Genomic DNA, 19,335 nt, shown 5'->3' with positions numbered 1-19,335 from the left:
TAAGGCAAACTAAAGCCTTATTACTTATATTGTAATACATATAAACATTTGAGCTTCAATTTATCTTGGATCTAGAGCAATTCATAAAAACAATTAAAGACAATAAAAACAGCAGGTTAAGACAGCCTGTCGTGTGTACTCAAAAATCAATGCGACCTAGATCATACTAAAGACATATTGTAGTACAAATAAACCTTTGGACGCGTTAATCTAAGCCCAGTTAATTATGATATTTAAAAGGCTGAAAAGATGACTATTGATACTTTTGTTGTTCTCGCCTACTTCTTCTTTTTAATCGCTATTGGTTGGATGTTCCGTAAGTTCACCACGTCGACTAGTGATTACTTCAGAGGGGGCGGCAAAATGTTGTGGTGGATGGTTGGTGCAACCGCCTTCATGACACAGTTTTCAGCATGGACGTTTACTGGAGCCGCAGGACGCGCATTCTCCGATGGTTTTGTTATTGTAATTCTGTTCTTAGCCAATGCATTTGGTTATTTCATGAACTACATGTACTTTGCCCCAAAGTTCCGTCAACTTCGTGTTGTAACCGCGATTGAAGCAATCAGACAGCGTTTTGGTAAAACTTCAGAGCAGTTCTTTACTTGGTTCGGTATGCCGGACAGCCTAATTTCTGCAGGTATTTGGCTAAATGGTCTAGCAATCTTTGTTGCTGCTGTATTTAATATCCCTATGGAAACCACCATCATCTTCACCGGTGCTGTGTTAGTCATCATGTCGGTAACTGGTGGGTCTTGGGCCGTTGTCGCATCTGACTTCATGCAAATGCTAGTTATCATGGCGGTTACGATCACTTGTGCGGTTGCTGCTTACTTCCACGGTGGTGGCATTACGAACATTGTTGATAATTTCCAAGGTGACTTCATGTTGGGGAATAACCTCAACTATGTAAGTGTATTCGTACTATGGGTTGTTTTCATCTTTGTGAAGCAGTTTGGTGTAATGAATAACAGTATCAATGCTTATCGTTACTTATGTGCTAAAGACAGTGAAAATGCGCGTAAAGCGGCAGGCTTAGCATGTATCCTAATGGTTGTTGGCCCTCTTATCTGGTTCCTACCACCTTGGTACGTAAGTGCATTCATGCCTGATTTCGCATTGGAGTACGCTTCAATGGGTGATAAAGCGGGTGATGCTGCTTACCTAGCATTCGTACAAAACGTAATGCCAGCAGGTATGGTTGGTCTATTAATGTCTGCGATGTTCGCTGCAACAATGTCTTCTATGGATTCAGGTTTGAACCGTAACGCTGGCATCTTTGTAATGAACTTCTATAGCCCTGTTCTTCGCAAGAATGCAGAGCAAAAAGAACTCGTGATTGTAAGTAAGCTAACGACAATTCTGATGGGTATAATCATTATCTCGATTGGCCTATACATTAACTCGTTACGTCACTTAAGCTTATTTGATATCGTAATGAACGTGGGTGCATTAATCGGCTTCCCAATGCTTATTCCAATCTTCCTAGGTATGATTATTCGTAAAACACCAGATTGGTCGGCTTGGACTACATTGATTGTCGGTGGTTTTGTTTCTTACATCTTTGGTATTTCTCTACAAGCAGAAGATATTGAACACCTATTTGGTTTAGAGCAACAATTGACTGGTCGTGAGTGGGCAGATCTTAAAGTTGGCTTAAGCTTAGCTGCACACGTAATCTTTACTGGTGGCTTCTTCTTAGCAACTCAATTCTTCTATAAACCTCTATCAACTGAGCGTGAGAAAGAAGTTGATACATTGTTTACTAACTGGAATACACCACTTGTTGCTGAAGGTGAAGAGCAACAAAACCTAGATACTAAACAGCGTTCAATGCTTGGTAAGCTTATCAGCACAGCAGGTTTCGGTATTCTAGCAATGGCTCTAATTCCAAACGAACCAACAGGACGCTTGTTGTTCCTACTATGTGGTTCGATGGTACTAACCGTTGGTATCCTACTGGTTAACGCATCTAAAGCCCCGGCTAAGATGAACAACGAGTCAGTTGCTAAATAGCTAAACAGCTAAACAGCTAAACAGCTAAACAGCTAAACAGCTAAGCAGCTAACAAGTTAAACCAAAATGAAGCCCATGTTATTCGATAACATGGGCTTTTTGTTTGTCTACGGTTTATCAAAATTGAACTTGGTACGTACACGCCTCTATTTTCAAGACTCTATGCAAATCCCCCAACCTTCCCTCGGTGTTCATCTTCTTGACAACCATTTCCAATGGTTTGATCTCTTTCTACTTTTCTTTCTGTTACTTTGAACAACAACACAAACACAACAGATAATTACAATGACAAAAACATCACTATTACTCGCTTCCATTACTCTGGCGCTCTCTGGTGTAGCACAAGCTGACCAATTAGAAGACATCCAAAAATCAGGCACACTTCGCGTTGGCACCACAGGCGACTACAAACCTTTCTCTTACTTTGATGGCAAGAGCTATTCTGGTTATGACATTGACGTAGCTAAGCATGTTGCAGAGCAGCTGGGCGTCGAATTACAGATTGTCCGTACTACATGGAAAGATCTGCTAACCGACCTCGACAGCGATAAATACGACATCGCGATGGGCGGTATCACACGTAAAATGCAGCGTCAGTTAAACGCAGAACAAACTCAAGGCTACATGACCTTTGGCAAGTGTTTCTTAGTTGCGAAAGGCAAAGCAGAACAATACAACAGCATTGAGAAAGTGAACCTTTCTTCTGTGCGTGTTGGCGTCAATATCGGCGGGACTAATGAGATTTTCGCGGATGCTAACTTACAAGATGCGAGCTTTACACGTTACGAGAACAACCTAGATGTTCCGCAAGCCGTTGCGGAAGGTAAAGTTGATGTGATGGTGACAGAAACCCCTGAAGGTCTGTTCTATCAAGTGACTGATGAACGTCTTGAAGCTGCTCGCTGTGAAACACCGTTCACCAACAGCCAATTCGGCTACCTGATTCCAAAAGGTGAACAACGTTTGTTGAACACGGTGAACTTCATTATGGATGAGATGAAACTAAAAGGCGTTGAAGAAGAGTTCCTGATCCACAACTCTCTTAAGTAACCTCTTTTCGATTTATACAGTGACCAAAAAATAGGCCAGCATTGCTGGCCTATTTCGTTATGGTTTGATGGTTCGCTTCTAATCGCTATCGTGCCCTTAACTATCGAACACGTAACTAGCGCTCACCTATTTAACTTTAACCGTGAGTGATGACATTCTGCTGTACTAACGCATCCAGAATGTCTGACGGCATGGTGCTGCTTAGCGTCAACTGAGGTGCAAGATCTTCAACCACAATCACCTGTTCCGTGGTACCTAAACCATCAGACTTGATCGTAAGCTCAATATCATCCCCTTCCACTTTCGCGTCTATCTGTTGCAGTAACGCCGTCATGTCTGGAGATGTGTTCTTCAGCTCTGGCAATACTTCGCGCAAGTCGATCTGGTCACCTTCAGATAGGCTGAAATCGGTAATGGTGTCTTCAACGCCATCTTCGATATTAAGCCATACGAACGAGTCCATACCATCGCCACCAGTTAGAATATCTGAACCACCGCCGCCAATCAGTGTGTCGTTACCATCACCGCCAACAAGCGTATCGTCACCCGCGCCACCTTCCAGTCGGTCATTTCCAGAACCCGCAGTTAGGTCAGTCGCATTCGCGCTAGCCAATAGTTGAATATCGTCAGTTTCCGAAGCCAGATTAATATCGACCGCGTCAGACACAATATTCAGGTTAAGGTCGATTGAAGCTGATGTCGCCGTATCGTTGTTGTCAGTCTCTTCAGAAACCGCCTCAACTTTAAGCGTGTAACTACCCGGAGTTTGAGAAAGCCCTACTGCTTGCAAGCTATCGATCGCATCTGCCGTTGCCACCCAAACACCACCACCGAGATCGGTCACAGAACCAACGTCACTAGTGATTTGAGCACCAGCAGGCACATCGCTGATATGCAGCGTTAGCTCCTCAGTAATGTCCGTTAAGGCAGCGATAATTCCAACCAAAGGAATGCCACTCGCACTGACTGACTGACTCGCGGTAATATTTCTCACGTAATTAGACGCAGTATCAACCGACAAGGTTGGTGCATTCGCGACTGGCGTCACCGCGATATTGTAAACCACAGGCGTCGTCTCTATCGCGATACCCGAAGGGTTTCCGCTGTCTTTGGCGACAACTTCTAAGCCAATGCTATTGGTTGGAGACAGGCTCGCATCAAGGTAGACACCGTTTGGACTGGTTGGCGTATCAATCAGCGCATTTAGGTCACTCAAAGTGCCAACTAAGATAACCGAACCGGTGTTGTTGCCGTTGACCATCACCGTCGTCACTGCAGGAAGTGATACGTTCAATGTACCGTAATCCACTGTCAGCGTAACGGTCATGAGATCATCAGAAAATGTATCAACATAATCAGGGTCACTGACATTGATACCACTCAATAGCTGACCAACATCCTCGTTAATAATAGTAGTTACACTGTCACCATTAACAACAGGTGTATCGTTCACGCCGTCGACAATCGCGGTAATCTCTGCAGTATCCGTTAGGAAGTCATTAGCGCCGTTGGTGGTACCATCATCTTCAACGGTATAGGTGAATTTAACGTTACCGTTGTATTCATCAGCCGCCGTAAATATCCAGTACGGGCCAGAAATCATAGCGTCATCAGCACCACCTACGTTCTCGAAGCGCTGTAACTGGCCTTGGCCTTCATCGAGCACCAGATTAGTCACGGTAATCGTGTCATTTTCCGGGTCGCTTGTCGCAGCAATTAAATCGCCCTCTTTAATGATCAACTGACCTTCTTCAAGGATGTTTCCTAAGTCGATATCCGTTGCCACCGGCTGATCATTCACTTCCGTTACCACAACACTGATTTCAGCAGTATCCGTTAAGAAGTCATTCGCGCCATTGGTTGTGCCATCATCTTCCACGGTATAAGTGAATTTAACGTCACCATTGTAATCATCAGCTGCAGTGAATACCCAGTATGGGCCATTGATCGAGTTGTCATCTACACCGCCAACATTTTCAAACTTCTGAAGCTGTCCCTGACCTTGGTCGATAGCAACCCCAGTCACTGTAATCGCATCGCCTTCAGGGTCTGTCGTCGCAGCAATTAGATCTTCCGCTTTAATGATCAACTGGCCTTCTTCTGGCATGGTGCCTAAATCAACATTGGTTGCCACTGGTTGGTCGTTGACTTCTGTCACTACAAGGTTGATTTCCGCATTGTCTGTTAGGAAGTCAGGCGCACCGTTGGTGGTACCATCATCAATAATCGAATAACCAAGCTTAACATCGCCATTGAAGTCATTGGCTGCCGTGAATATCCAGAATGGGCCTGTAACCGTAGCGTTGTCAGCACCACCTGCGTTCTCAAAGCGCTGTAATTGACCTTGACCTTGAGTAAGAGTCACGCCCGCTACTGTGAGGTTATGATTTTCTAAATCAGAACTTGCTGTAATCAAATCACCTTCAACAATCACAAGTTGACCCTCCTCGGCAATCGAGCCCAAATCAACATCGGTAGCGACCGGAGCGTCATTCACTTCTGTCACTTTAATGGTGAAAGTAGTTTGATTGGTTTGAGCGGTATTCGGATCACCCGCGTCAATCAGACCGTTATTACCACCGTCATCAAGCGTTGCATTGATCGTAACCAACCCATTCTGATTAAGGTAGTTCTGGTCAGGGTCTGGTTTGAATGTCACAGCCCCATTGGTCAAAGCGGTATTGATGTCAGCTTCTTTACCTGTAATCACAAGCGAGCCATCAGCCTGCAATACAAACGACACGTCAGGTGAGCTAGTGAACTCAAACACGCCTTGCGCTCCCGGCAATGTTGGATCCACTTGCAACGTAAGAATATAAGGCGCATCTGGGTTATCAAAGTTAGCGTCAACATCGTAGATACTAAAGTTGTCGATAGCGATACTGATGTCTTCCGGCGTTTCAATGTTGGTCACATTCACAAACGTCGGTTGATCGTTAATAGGATCAATCACCAAATCAACATCGAAACTGGTTGGCGTACCCAAGTATTCCGTATTGTCAGCGTCTGTATCCACAGAACGCACCGTAATCTGCAGTGGTCCAGTGATGCCAAGCGCATTGCCCGCATCGCTGTTGTGTTCACCCGAGTTAAATACGATCTTATCGAGCGACTGAGCCGGAACATCAAGTGTCCATAGTTGTGTTGCCGGATCGTAGCTAGCCAATGTCGTACCGTCTGGATAGAAAATAGAAGCATCTTGAGGCACACCCGCCACTTCAACCCGAAATGTTTCTGGTGCGTTTTCGGTAAACGTTCCGCTTCCTGTTGCCGACAGCTCTTTGTCCAAAATGGTCGCATTGATTTCGATATCAATATTTTGGCCTTCATTGCCTGTAACAGAATCGGTCGGGTTGGTATCAACATCGTCACCAACAGGTACTACATGCAGTTTGAAGCTTGGTAAGTTTGCCGCCGCTGTAGGTACACCCAGCAAAGATTCCTGAGTGAATACTTCAACGCCAAACTCGGCAGTTCCACTGAAGTTTTTAGGCGGTAAGATCGAAATCTCACTCAGGTCGAATGAAAGCCCTGAAGCTTGAGGCAGTTGAACACTCCACTCTCCATTACCGTTATTTTTCACGGTGTATGTCGAGCCAGCATCCGCACGCATCTGGAAACCATCAGGAACATCCGTAAACTTAATCGAAACAAACTGCTCTGATCCATCAAGGTCAGTCAGTGCGATCGATACAGGCCCCGTTCCTGACAAAGAAATAAGCTGGTCTTCGTTACCGGTAATCTCGATAACATCCGGATCGCTGCCCGGACCTGTAACAAGTACATCATCGACAACAGGAACAACATCAAAGCTAACGCTTGTATTAAAAGTATCGCTGTCGGTCGCAGTGCCGGCAGGTGAAGCAGGATCATTATAGGTTGCTGTATCAGTGACTGTTCCGCTGACATTAACCTGCACTTGGTTAATATCATTACTCGTTGGGTAGTTTGTTACAGCTCTAAAGAGCACATTATCTAGAGCACCTGCCGCTATTTCAGCCTGATTAAACGTGACAGATGTACCTAATGAGGTACCCGTATTGTCATAGAATGCACCAATTGAAGGGTCGTCCAACGTTAAAGTAATAGACGTAAACTCTTCTTGACCACCCTCGATGCCTGAAACTTGATCCGAAATGGTCGAGTTGAAATCGAGCTGAATATAGGTGTCTTCGTAACCAACTGGATCTTGTCCACTCTGACCATCAGTATCGACAGGGTTAAAGGCATCATCAAAAGATCCCACGACAGTGACATCGATCGTTGGATCCGTCTCTGCATCAGGTGCAACTTTGATGACGACTTCAGTAACTAAGGTTTTCTCATCACCAGATTGTAGATCTTTGGTCACTATGGTCATCGGCAACCTAAAGTCACCTGAGTAGTTTGGTGGCAGGTTCAGTAACAAGCCCGATGAATCAACAGTTACACCCTGTTCTACTGTAGTCTCGTAAACATATTTTCCGTTCACAAAGTCAACATCACTTGTTCCCGACAGGCTAATTGGGAATGATGTATTAGAATCTATAACCAGAGTGCCATCGATGATTACCGTCACTTGGTCGGTAGAACCGTCTCGACCAGTAAAGCTCAGAATACCGTTTAACGCCGCACCGAGATCAAGCTGAATATCTTCTACAGCATCGATAACGCTGTCTGGCACAATCGCAATATCTGCGGCAACCTCATTTCCACCAACAAGCACTTCTGGGAATGACAAGTTCACTTCACCTTCCCTCTGAACTGCTGGTGACGACTCAGTTTCGAAACCATCACCGCGATCAATCACTGTACTAAAGATGGTCATCTTAATGTCATTGAAAACGTTCGGGAGATTAGAGACAGGAGGAAAAGTAAGCCCGTTCGGTGCACTGATACTAAACAGATCTTCATTGGTAACAACCCAGCGACCGTTGCCTTCATAAGCAGCACCAATAACAAGTAACTGATTGAGCACATCATCTGATAGCGCCGAGTCGTCCACGTTTGTTAATTGAATAACTAACTGGTCCACTTCTTCGATAGCAGACGAAGCATCAGTTTCTTCGTAACGAATAACGAACTCATCCGTTACCGATGTATTGTCACTATTGGTTGTAAATTTAAGGACACCGGTCAGAGCATCTGCAACCGCTGTTGTTAGATCTGTAAGACCTGCAATCTCATCGACAACAAGTTTGTTATTGGCATCTCCTGGTTCAACCACAGGTCGTACTTGAACGTTAATGATTCCGGTTATATCTGGATCGGCTTCGACATAACCACCATCTTTATCCTCTAGGCCGCTAGACGTATACTCATGATCTCGCTCTTCCATTTTAAGTTCGGTGGTCAACGTAAAATCTGCACTAGAATCAGCCGGAGGCGTCATTTGAATGAAGTTATTCGCTAATGCAATTTGAGTAAATTGTTCCGGTGTTTGACTCGCGTCTTTAGGTGTAATCGTTAACGTACCTGCACCATCATTTACAACAGTAACATCACCATTTACGGTAGGTGTGACACCCGATGGAATACCGGAAATCGTAATCGAAGTGAAATGCTCATCAGAATCAATATAGTCTGCACCTTCGGGGTGCCAATCAATGTTGATAGCCGTATCTTCATCACCGTTAGTCGTATTGACATAAGTTGCTGATGTGTCGATTCGAGGTATAACAAGCACTCGAACCTCTTGATCGAAGGACAGTGTATGACCATCATTCTCAGTAACAATCACTTTACCTTGAATGTGAATATTTTCGGTTGAAGAGTCGACAGGTCTGATGCGAATACCTGAAGTTTTACCCGCCTCAGTAATGTTCGCTTCATAGATAGGTTTGGATAAGTCAGGACTGCCGCCCGGTCCAGTCTCGTAACCAACAAAGTTAAGATCAATCACTGTACCGTCGCCGTCTTCAAGAATAACTCCGTCGGGTATGCCCGATAGAATCACAGTGATGGATTCTGAACCATCATCAGCTAATGGCGTAGTACCAGTATCAGGTCTTCTTTCTCCAGACAATACAGTGAAGTCAAGCAGAGCAAAGCTATCGCCATTTTGACTCTCTTCAATGGTAGTTTGAACACCGTTTGTCGAGCCATCTGTAAACGTTGTCCAATCTGTACCATTCGTCCCACCGTAAGGAACATCAGCGACACCTTTAACCTCAACATTAACCGTTTTAGTCCCTAAAATTTCTTCATCGACTTGCGAACCAGTAGACAAGGTCGCAGTGTCTTTAACTACACCCGTTACATCGAAGGTAAAATCAACATTGCTGTGTTTAGTCGGAGTAACTTCAATTTTCGCTAAGTCAGAATAAGCAATCTCTTGGTAAACGATGCCATTGATAGTCACAGTGTTGATGATTACATTGCTATCAGTACTGCTAAGCACCGCGCCTTCAGTAATATTGTTAATACGAACAAATAGTTTTTCAGAGCCGTCAGTATCCACCGACCCTGTCATGGTAATGACTTCGTCTAGCGTGAACGCATCTTTATTGTCCAAAGGACCTAGATAATCAGGATCATCAATATTGTCTTCGTTGATCTGAATTCGACTGATACTGAATGTGCCAGGGTCCGCATCTGCGGTCACATCAATAATAATGTTTTGCTCTACCGAGCGAGCTGTCGTCTTATCGTTAGCTCCACCGTTGGCCGCATCATCGTATGGGTTACGCGTCTCTTCCGTTATCGCTGTTGCTTTAAACTCAATTTGACCAGAGAAGTTATCAATAGGGTTGACCACGGTGCTATTGATATCACCAGCAGCGATAATATAAACACCACCAGTAGGCGTAAGCACGTTGCCACTTTGATCGAGTAACTCAAACTCACCGCTGCCCTGCACAGCTTCTAGTTCATAGGTGATAGTTTCAGTGCGGCTGTTATCTTGTGATTCTGCGTTCAACTGTAACGTGACATTGTCTTCATCTTCGTTCACTTGATACTGATACGTACTATTGGTGTCATCCCAAGTCGCGATATCAGCCACAGCTTCAATCTCAATTCTAAAGTTTGAATTAATGGTGTGATCAGGAGTGCCATTGTTATCAATTTCAAGTTCATAATTGATTCGCACACCATTGTTATTTGACCCAAAGTTTTGGTCAGGGACAAAGAACAGGTTGTCGATCGTCGCAATGGTTTGTCTTACTTCATTTGGGTTTGGAGCAAAACTTTGGTCCATCACAGAGGCATCAAATATGATATCGCCGTTAGGTTCTGGATCTAGCTTGTGATACTCCATGCCATCAAAGTAATAGAACGAGCCTCTGTGGTTGCTGTTTTGAATCGTCAGTTGGCCGATAGACTCGTTGTTATCTTGGTCATACAGGTTAACTTGCAGCGCAACTTGAGCTGGCGCATTAGGCAAACCACTCTGGTTATCTTGAACGTTCTCAAGAGTCGGCGCATCGCCCGTTGCATAAGGTATCGTTGAATCTCTACCCGCGTCCTCGAAGGTCGTCACTTTCAGCGCTATTCTGGTAGAGTCCCTATCAGTAATAGTGATATCTAACGGTGTTTCAGAGGTGTCTAAGTCTCCATCTGTCGCAATCACGTTAATGGAGAAGTCGATAGTGTCACCATCATGATCTAGGTAGCCATTGGCTCTAAATTCCACTTCACCATTTGAGTTAATACGTAATCGGCCAAGCTCTCTAGTAACTACACCACTACCATCATCGGTTTGCTCATAAACACGAACCTGTTGAGTATCACTGTTTAAATCGAAACCATCATTGTAAGGACCACTATTTCCTGTACGGAAAACAATATCTGCACCGTTGCTAGTAATACCTTCAATTCGACTGAGAACCGCCCCATCAGCACCAATATCAGTAGCATCAGCAAACATGTTGACTTTGGAGTTGCCATAGCCCTGACCTTCAAGACGAGTGATCGATTGAGTTGTCACCAACGGAACATCATCCGTTACCGTGATTTTCAGGTCGATAGCGTTCGATTGGTCCTGGTCAAAATCTTCTGCCACAACAGAGAAGTTAAGATCAATCGAGTTTTCATCTGCGCCGTCAGGATGCTTGAGGGGTTTAAACAGTTCAAACTGATAACTGTTGTTTGAGGTATCGAAAACAATTTTGAACACCTCTTCATTGCTCGTCACTGTCTGGGCAACATAAGTAAATGTTGTGCCAATCGGTGAAACAGCTCGCCACTCTAAACTTTCTCCATCGGAGGTTAAGCCCGTCAGAACTAAATCTTCATCAACCAGTTCATACTTCACAACGCCATCAGCACCTTCATCGACGGTGAACAGTCCATTGATGATGGTGTCTTCAGATTGATCCGAACCAATGCCTGAAAGATCGTCTTCATCAACAGTCATTTCACCCGTTGGTGCTGTCATCACAGGTGCATCATCTAGCACCTCGATTGGCAATACATATTGGTTGGAATCATCGCCATCACCATCAACAGCGACAACATCAAACGGTATAGTTAACGTATTGAGGTTGCTCGGTGTCGTGGCGTGATTTAGAGGGCCAAGCAAGGTAAAGGTGTAAGCACCATCATCAGTCAGCACTAATGTGAATATTGGCGTTCCACTTGGGTCGGTCGCCCCTTGGTAGGTGGTCGTGTTGGCAGCACCGGTGATCTCAGTGATCTTAATACCTTCATTGCCTGACGATAGCGTTGCTTCCAGAGTTGCGATATCGCGTAGTTCGTAAACCTCGACTTGGTCTGCACCTTCTGTGGTTACAAACGAACCCGTCGCTTGTGCCAGAACACCAAGATCATCTTCATCAACCACAAACGTACTCGCGACAGTGGTGTCAGTGATGGTTGGAACATCATCGGTAATGGTCACCGTAAGAGGTTTCATCGCTGAGTCAGTATTGTCTTTATCGACAGCGATTACTGGCAAAGTGAAGATTTGGTTATTGTTGCCTTGTACTGGCAGGTGATCTAACTCTTCCAGCAAGGTGAATGTGTACTCGCCTAAAACCACGCTACTAAAAGTGATGGTGAAGATGTCCGTTTGAACACCGCCGCTTTCCACAAAACCAATATAGGTGCCGCTGTTGGTAGGATCTTCTTTTAGCTGAACAACCAAACCATCCGCTTTCAGGTCGCCCGATGTGTTGAATTGGGCCGTATCAATACGGAAATAGCTCAAGTCATCACTGCCTTCCGTGAAGGTAATAGTTTCAGTCTGACTCACAGGTAAGATCGGTGAAGAACCATCAGCCAAATTCGCTTCAGCCAACGCAACCGTGGGTACTGTGTCGATAGTTGGTGGAGCACCATCCGCAATAGTTAGCGTTACTGTCGAGGTGACAATATCACCATCCTTATCTTCCGATGTCACCGTAATGGTCTTAACGATGTTACCACTCGAATGATCCAGATTGCGGTTAGGTTCGAAACGCACATCACCTTCGAGGTTGATAAACAGAGAACCTTCAATGAACACAAATTCTTGCTCACCCGTGTCGGTTTGTACCAGAGACTCTTCTGGTTGGCTACCATAGGTAAACTTAGTGATTGTGGCGCCATCTGCACTTTGCGCAGGCATTACATCAAAGACTGTTGTGGTGGGTGTTCCCGTAGTTGGCTCAGTGATGTTGAGCGCACCTGACTGCATCAGCTGAACATCATCGGTAATAGTGACAGTCAATGGTTTAGACGCTGAGATATCACCGTCGGTATCTTCTGCGTAAACAGAAAGATCAAAGCTCAGATCGTTATTTCCTAAGCCATCAACATGATCCAAATGCTCAAATAGGGTGAATGTATATTGACTCGGATTAGCATCATTAAAATCTAGAGTGAATATGGTTTTTTCTACACCCATCCCGTCAGTAGTAAATGCAATATAGTCGCCCGAATTTGCAGGGTCTTCACGCAAACTCAGTGACAAACCATCCGACTTTAGCGCGCCGCTCGTATTGAATAGCCCTACTTCCACCACTATTTCAGCAATATCATCACTGCTTGCAAGTGAAGTGATCGTTTGAGTCACACTGACCGCGGCTGTACCAGGGGTAGAACCATCAGCAAGCAAGCTTTCCGACAGGCTAACACTCGGTACAACATTTAACGTTGGGCCATCGCCATCAATAATGGTGAGCGTGACTGTTGAGGAAAAGATATCGTTATCAAAGTCTGAAGAGGTGAACACAATTGACTTAACAATGTTACCTGCAGAATGATCTAGGTTGCGGTTTGGTTCGAATCTTACATCACCCGCTAACGTGACAAACAATGAACCTTCAGTGAAAACAAATTCCTGTTCGCCATTGTTGTTTTGATTCAGAGTAATCGGAGAACCACCGTCGTACGTGAACTGCGTAATATTCGCGCCGTCTGCACTTGGTATTGGCATCACATCGACTGTCGCCGTTGTAGGTGATCCAGTATTTGGTTCGGTAATGGTTAAGAAGCCATCTTGCATTTGCTGGATGTCATCTTCTATCGTAACCACCACATCGCGCTTCGTTGATTCAGAATCATCGGTATCAACGGCATAAACCGGTAGACGGAAAGTTAGATCGTTATGCAGTACACCATTAAGATGATCAAGCGCCTCAATCAAGGTAAAAGTAAACTCACCTTTGTTGACACTATCAAAGCGAATTGTGAATACGTCAGTGACGTTGCCCGCGCCATCATCAGTAAAACCGATGTAATCACCTGCTGAAGCCGGATCTTCTTTAAGTTGAACGACAAGACCACTTGATTTCAGCAGGTCGCCAGGATTGAATTCGTTGGTAGCAATTCTAAAGTGACTAAAATCATCACTTCCTTCGGTATAAGTGATTGTGTGAGTCGAACTTACCGCAGAACCACTTGGCATCGAGCCATCCGCTAGGTTGACTTCCGATAAGTTAACATCTGGAACCACGTTAATAACTGGATCGATACCGTCTTTGATCGTCAAAGTGACATCCGCAGTATCTGTATCGTTATCAAAATCACTGGTGGTGACGACAATCGTTCTTACGATATCGCCGGATGAATGGTCGAGATCTCGGCTCGGTTCAAAACGAACCTCCCCTTCAATGGTGATATACAATAAGCCATCGGTTACGGTAAAGACCTGTTCTGTGGCGATGCTTGGGTCTAGCGTAACAGCTGTGCCACCATCGTAAGTAAACTGTGTCACTTTCGCGCTATCAGCACTCTGTGTTGGCATAACATCAATGATTGGCGTCGTAGGTCGCGTACCCGATGTCAAATCAGCTAATGAAGGCTCAGTGATACTCAAGGTACCATCTTGAACACCTTGTACGTCATCGGTGATCGCAACCGTCATAGGCGACATTGCTGAATCATCACCATCCGCATCAACCGCCAAAACAGGGACATCGAAGCTTAGTATATTGTTTTGTAATCCATCTACATGATCTAATGCCTCAAGCAGTGTGAACGTATATTGCCCTAAATTGCTCGTCGAGAAGCTGATCGTGAAGACGTTGGTTTCTACGTTAGAACCGTCTTTCACGAAACCAATGTAATTACCGGAATCTGCTGGTTGCTCTTTTATCTGAACATCAAGACCATTCGATTTCAAAGCCCCTGAAGTATTGAACTGCGTAGGGTCAATTCTGAAATGGCTTACGTCGTCACTACCCGCTGTGTAGGTAATGGTTTGTGTCATCGTTACTGGGTTGCCCGTTGGCACAGAGCCATCAGCCAGATCCACTTCAGATAACGTAATTCCGGGAACAAGGTCGATTGTAGGAAGGTCACCATCGATAATCTTCAGCGTCACAGTCGATGTGACAATATCGCCATCGAGGTCAACAGACGTCACCTCAATAGACTTGGTAATATCACCCCCAGCATGATTTTGATTACGTACTGGTTCGAAACGTATCTCACCTTCCGTCGTAATAAATACTGAACCCTCAGTGAAGACAAACTCTTGTTCACCATTCACATTTTGATTGAGGTTTTCTGCGCTGTTCCCCTCAAAAACGAATGAGGTAACTTTCGCCCCATCAGCGCTTTGTTTCGGCATCACATCAATAACATTCGACGTTTCTACACTCGCAGCAGGCTCATTACTAGTTATTGTACCGCCTTGCATCAGTTGTACGTCATCACCAATGGTCACGCCAAGCTGAGAAACTAACGAGTCATCGCCATCACTATCAACCGCATACACTGGCAGATCAAAGCTTAAATCGTTGTTGCCACGCGCGTCTTGATGATCCAGAGCTTCGATTAAAGTAAAGGTGTATTCGCCTAAGGTTCCGGCGTTGAAGTCCAGTGTAAATACCGTTGTCTCTACATTAGACGAACTAGTAGTAAAACCGATGTACTGACCAGAGCCTTGAGGATCTTCACGCAGTTCGACCGCTAAGCCATTCGATTTAAGTGCATCGTTGGTATTGAACTCGGTTGGTTCTAGGCGGAAACGAACCACATCGTCACTTTGGTTGGTGAAAGTAATCGTCTGTGTTGAGCTTACCGCGCCGGCACTTGGTGCAGAACCATCCGCTAAGTTTGTTTCTGAGAGCGTAACACTTGGCACTGCATCGATGGTTGGAATATCACCATCGGTAATGGTTAGCGTAACGGTTGAGGCCACCGGATCGTTATCGAAATCACTTGAAGTTACCACTATCGACTTCACGATATCTTCGTTGGTCGTATGGTCAAGGTCACGATTAGGTTCAAAGCGCACTTGGCCTTGAAGAGTGATAAATAACTCACCTTCGGTGAAGCTGAACTGCTGCTCGCCTACGATGCTTTGATCGAGTGTTTTGACAATACCGCCAAAAGAGAACTGAGTGATCGTTGCACCATCGGCACTCTGATTTGGCATAACATCAATGGTATTGGTTGTGATTGTGCCATCGGTAAGATTTGGCTCGGTGATATCTAACGTACCGTCTTGCATGATTTGAACATCATCACCAATGGTCACATTCAATTGAGACACCAATGAATCGTCGTCGTCGCTGTCTACCGCATAAACGGGAAGATCAAAGCTCAGATCGTTATTAGCTAGGCCATCTGCATGGTCTAGCGCTTCAAGTAGGGTAAAGGTGTATTCACCCAGCGTCGTTGCCGAGAAGCTAATGGTGAAGACAGGAACTTCAGTGCCTGAGCCATTGGTAATAAAACCGATGTAGGTACCCGGATTAGCAGAGTCTTCTTTTATCTCGACCGCAAACCCATTCGATTTCAACGTGCCACCAGTATTAAACTCAGTTGGCTCAATGCGGAAGTTAGTCACATCATCACTTTGATTAGTGAAAGTAATCGTCTCAGTTTGGCTTACTGCACTGCCGCTAGGCGCAGAGCCGTCACTTAAGTTAGTTTCCGAAAGCGTAACGCTTGGCACTGCATCAATGGTTGGGATATCACCATCGGTAATGGTCAGAGTTACTGTTGAAGTCAATACGTCATTGTCTGAATCGCTTGAGGTCACCACAATCGACTTCACGATGTCTTCGCTAGACGTGTGGTCTAGATTACGGTTGGGCTCAAAGCGCACGTCACCTTGAAGAGTGATGAACAACTCACCTTCTGTGAAGCTAAATTGCTGCTCACCATTGTCAGTTTGATCCAGAGTTCGAACTTGCCCGTCATAAGTAAACTGAGTGATCGTCGCGCCATCGGCACTTTGCTCTGGCATCACATCAATGGTATTCGTTGTGATTGTGCCGTCTGCAAGATTTGGTTCAGTGATATCTAAGGTACCATCCTGCATGATTTGGACATCATCACCGATGGTTACACTCAATTGAGAAACCAAAGAATCATCGCCATCGCTATCGACAGCGTAAACAGGAAGATCAAAGTTCAAGTTATTATTCAATAAGCCATCAGCATGGTCTAACGCTTCAAGCAAAGTGAATGTGTATTGGCCTAAGTTGGTATCCGAGAAGCTAATCGTAAACACGTTGGTTTCAACGTTCGAGCCATCAGTAACGTAACCAATGTATCCGACCGGTGTGGTTGGATCGGCTTTCAACTCAACTACTAACCCATTCGATTTCAACGTGCCGCCAGTATTGAACTCAGTAGGCTCAATGCGGAAACCCGTCACATCATCACTTTGATTCGTGTAAGTAATCGTCTCGGTCTGACTTACTGCGCTGCCGCTTGGTGCAGAGCCGTCATTCAAATTAGTTTCAGAAAGAGTAACGCTTGGCACCGCATCAATGGTTGGAATATCACCATCGGTGATGGTTAACGTGACGGTTGAGGACACAACATCGTTATCAGAATCGCTAGAAGTGACGACTATAGACTTCACGATATTTTCGCTGGTCGTGTGGTCTAAATTACGATTAGGTTCGAAGCGCACTTCACCTTGAAGAGTGATAAACAATGAACCGTCAGCTACCACAAACTTCTGCTCACCCGTATCGTTTTGGTCAAGCGTTAATACCGCCCCACCATCGTAAGTAAACTGAGTTATCGTCGCACCATCAGCACCTTCTTCATCAAGTACATTAACGGTAGCTGTCGTCGGCGTACCTGCAGCTAAATCTGCAACAGTTGGCTCTTCAATAGTGAGAGAGTCATTAACCATCACTTGAATATCATCAGTGATAGTCACGGCTAATGGCGACATCAAAGAATCATCACCATCGCTATCGACTGCGTATACTGGCAAGTTGAATGTTAAGTCGTTATTGCCTTGAATAGGCGTGTGATCAATGGCTTCAAGAAGCGTAAAGGTATATTCACCTAAAGTGGTGCTGCTAAATTCGAGAGTGAATACCGTGGTTTCGACATTCGAAATATCGGTCGTGAAACCAATATAATTGCCAGAGTCTGTTGGTTCCTCTCGAATCTCAATAATCAAGCCATCGGACTTGAGCGCGTTGTTAGTATTAAACTCACTTGGCTCTAAACGAAATATCTCAACATCGTCACTTTGATTAGTGAAAGTGATGGTTTCCGTTTGGTTAACCGCACTACCAGTTGGCGTGGAACCATCAGCAAGATTAGCTTCTTCAAGTGATACGCTCGGCACCGCATCAATAGTTGGATTGTCACCATCAGTAATGGTTAGAGTAATGGTTGAAGTCACCGGATCATTATCAAAATCATTTGAAGTCACCACTATCGATTTCACGATATCTTCGCTCACCGAGTGGTCTAGGTCGCGGTTCGGCTCAAAGCGCATTTCACCTTCAAGGGTGATAAACAGCTCGCCTTCCGTGAAGCTGAATTGCTGTTCGCCAGTGTCATTTTGGTCAAGCGTTCGTAGCTGACCGTCATAAGTGAACTGAGTGATCGTCGCACCATCGGCACTTTGGTTTGGCATCACATCAATGGTGTTGGTTGTGATTGTGCCGTCGACAAGATTTGGTTCGATGATATCTAACGTACCGCCTTGCATGATTTGGACATCATCACCAATGGTCACGTTAAGTTGGGACACCAGTGAATCATCACCATCGCTGTCTACCGCATAAACGGGCAAATCAAAGCTCAGATCGTTATTAGCTAGGCCATCTGCATGGTCTAGCGCTTCAATTAGAGTAAAGGTGTATTCACCCAACGTGGTACCTGAGAAGCTTAAGCTGAAGACAGGAACGTCCGTTCCACCGTCATCAATAAAGCCGACATAGATGCCTGAGTCTGCGGGGTCTTCTTTAAGCTCAACCGCAATGTTGTTCGACGTTAACGCTCCGCCGACATTGAACTCCGTCGGTTCGATTCGGAACTTCTCAACATCATCACTTTGGTGAGTAAACGAGATAGTCTCAGTTTGACTCACCGCACTGCCGCTTGGTGTCGAGCCATCAGAAAGTTGTGTTTCTGATAGCGTCACGCTTGGTACGGACTCGATGGTTGGAATATCACCATCGGTAATGGTCAGAACAACCGTCGCCGTTTCAACATCCACATCGCCATCGCTGGATGTCACCACAATCGACTTCACGATTGGGCCAGACTCATGGTCGAGGTTACGGTTTGGTTCGAAGCGTACGTCACCTTCAAGAGTGATAAACAACTCACCTTCTGCGAAGCTAAATTGCTGCTCGCCATTGTCAGTTTGATCCAATGTTCGAACTTGACCGTCATACGTAAATTGAGTGATCGTCGCGCCATCGGCGCTTTGCTCTGGCATCACATCAATGGTATTAATTGTGATTGTGCCGTCTGCAAGGTTTGGCTCAGTGATATCTAACGTACCACCTTGCATGATTTGAACATCATCACCGATGGTTACATTTAACTGAGACACCAGTGAATCGTCGCCATCGCTATCAACTGCATAAACAGGCAGATCAAAGCTCAGAACATTATTTGCCAAGCCATCAACATGGTCTAACGCTTCAAGTA

3 protein-coding genes are annotated in these 19,335 nt (G+C 45.1%); 2 read left to right on the top strand and 1 reads right to left on the bottom strand.

Features of this window, described 5'->3' with window-relative positions; all coding sequences use genetic code 11:
- Nucleotides 1-249 precede the first annotated feature (249 nt).
- Together AACW75_RS05395 and AACW75_RS05390 are read left to right on the top strand one after the other, a co-directional pair.
- Nucleotides 250-2,016 (top strand): sodium:solute symporter family transporter, encoded by a 1,767-nt coding sequence (locus AACW75_RS05395; RefSeq protein WP_017076754.1) that lies wholly within the window; start codon nucleotides 250-252, stop codon nucleotides 2,014-2,016.
- Nucleotides 2,017-2,301: 285 nt separating this feature from the next.
- On the top strand, nucleotides 2,302-3,066 hold the full coding sequence (locus tag AACW75_RS05390; RefSeq protein ID WP_017076755.1) for a transporter substrate-binding domain-containing protein: 765 nt from the start codon (nucleotides 2,302-2,304) through the stop codon (nucleotides 3,064-3,066).
- Nucleotides 3,067-3,202: 136 nt separating this feature from the next.
- On the opposite strand, the gene AACW75_RS05385 is transcribed toward AACW75_RS05390, so the two are convergent.
- Nucleotides 3,203-19,335, bottom strand: a 16,133-nt coding sequence (locus AACW75_RS05385) for a T1SS-143 repeat domain-containing protein (RefSeq protein WP_237297661.1), incomplete at its 5' end; no start/stop codon positions are given.

The sequence above is a fragment of the Vibrio sp. L3-7 genome (assembly GCF_963898195.1).
GTDB classification, from domain to species: domain Bacteria; phylum Pseudomonadota; class Gammaproteobacteria; order Enterobacterales; family Vibrionaceae; genus Vibrio; species Vibrio echinoideorum.
This window is presented reverse-complemented; position numbering and strand designations above follow the sequence as displayed.

Coding starts and splice junctions, on each gene's coding strand:
- AACW75_RS05395 (WP_017076754.1), top strand. CDS start 250: ATGACTATTGATACTTTTGTTGTTCTCGCCTACTTCTTCTTTTTAATC.
- AACW75_RS05390 (WP_017076755.1), top strand. CDS start 2,302: ATGACAAAAACATCACTATTACTCGCTTCCATTACTCTGGCGCTCTCT.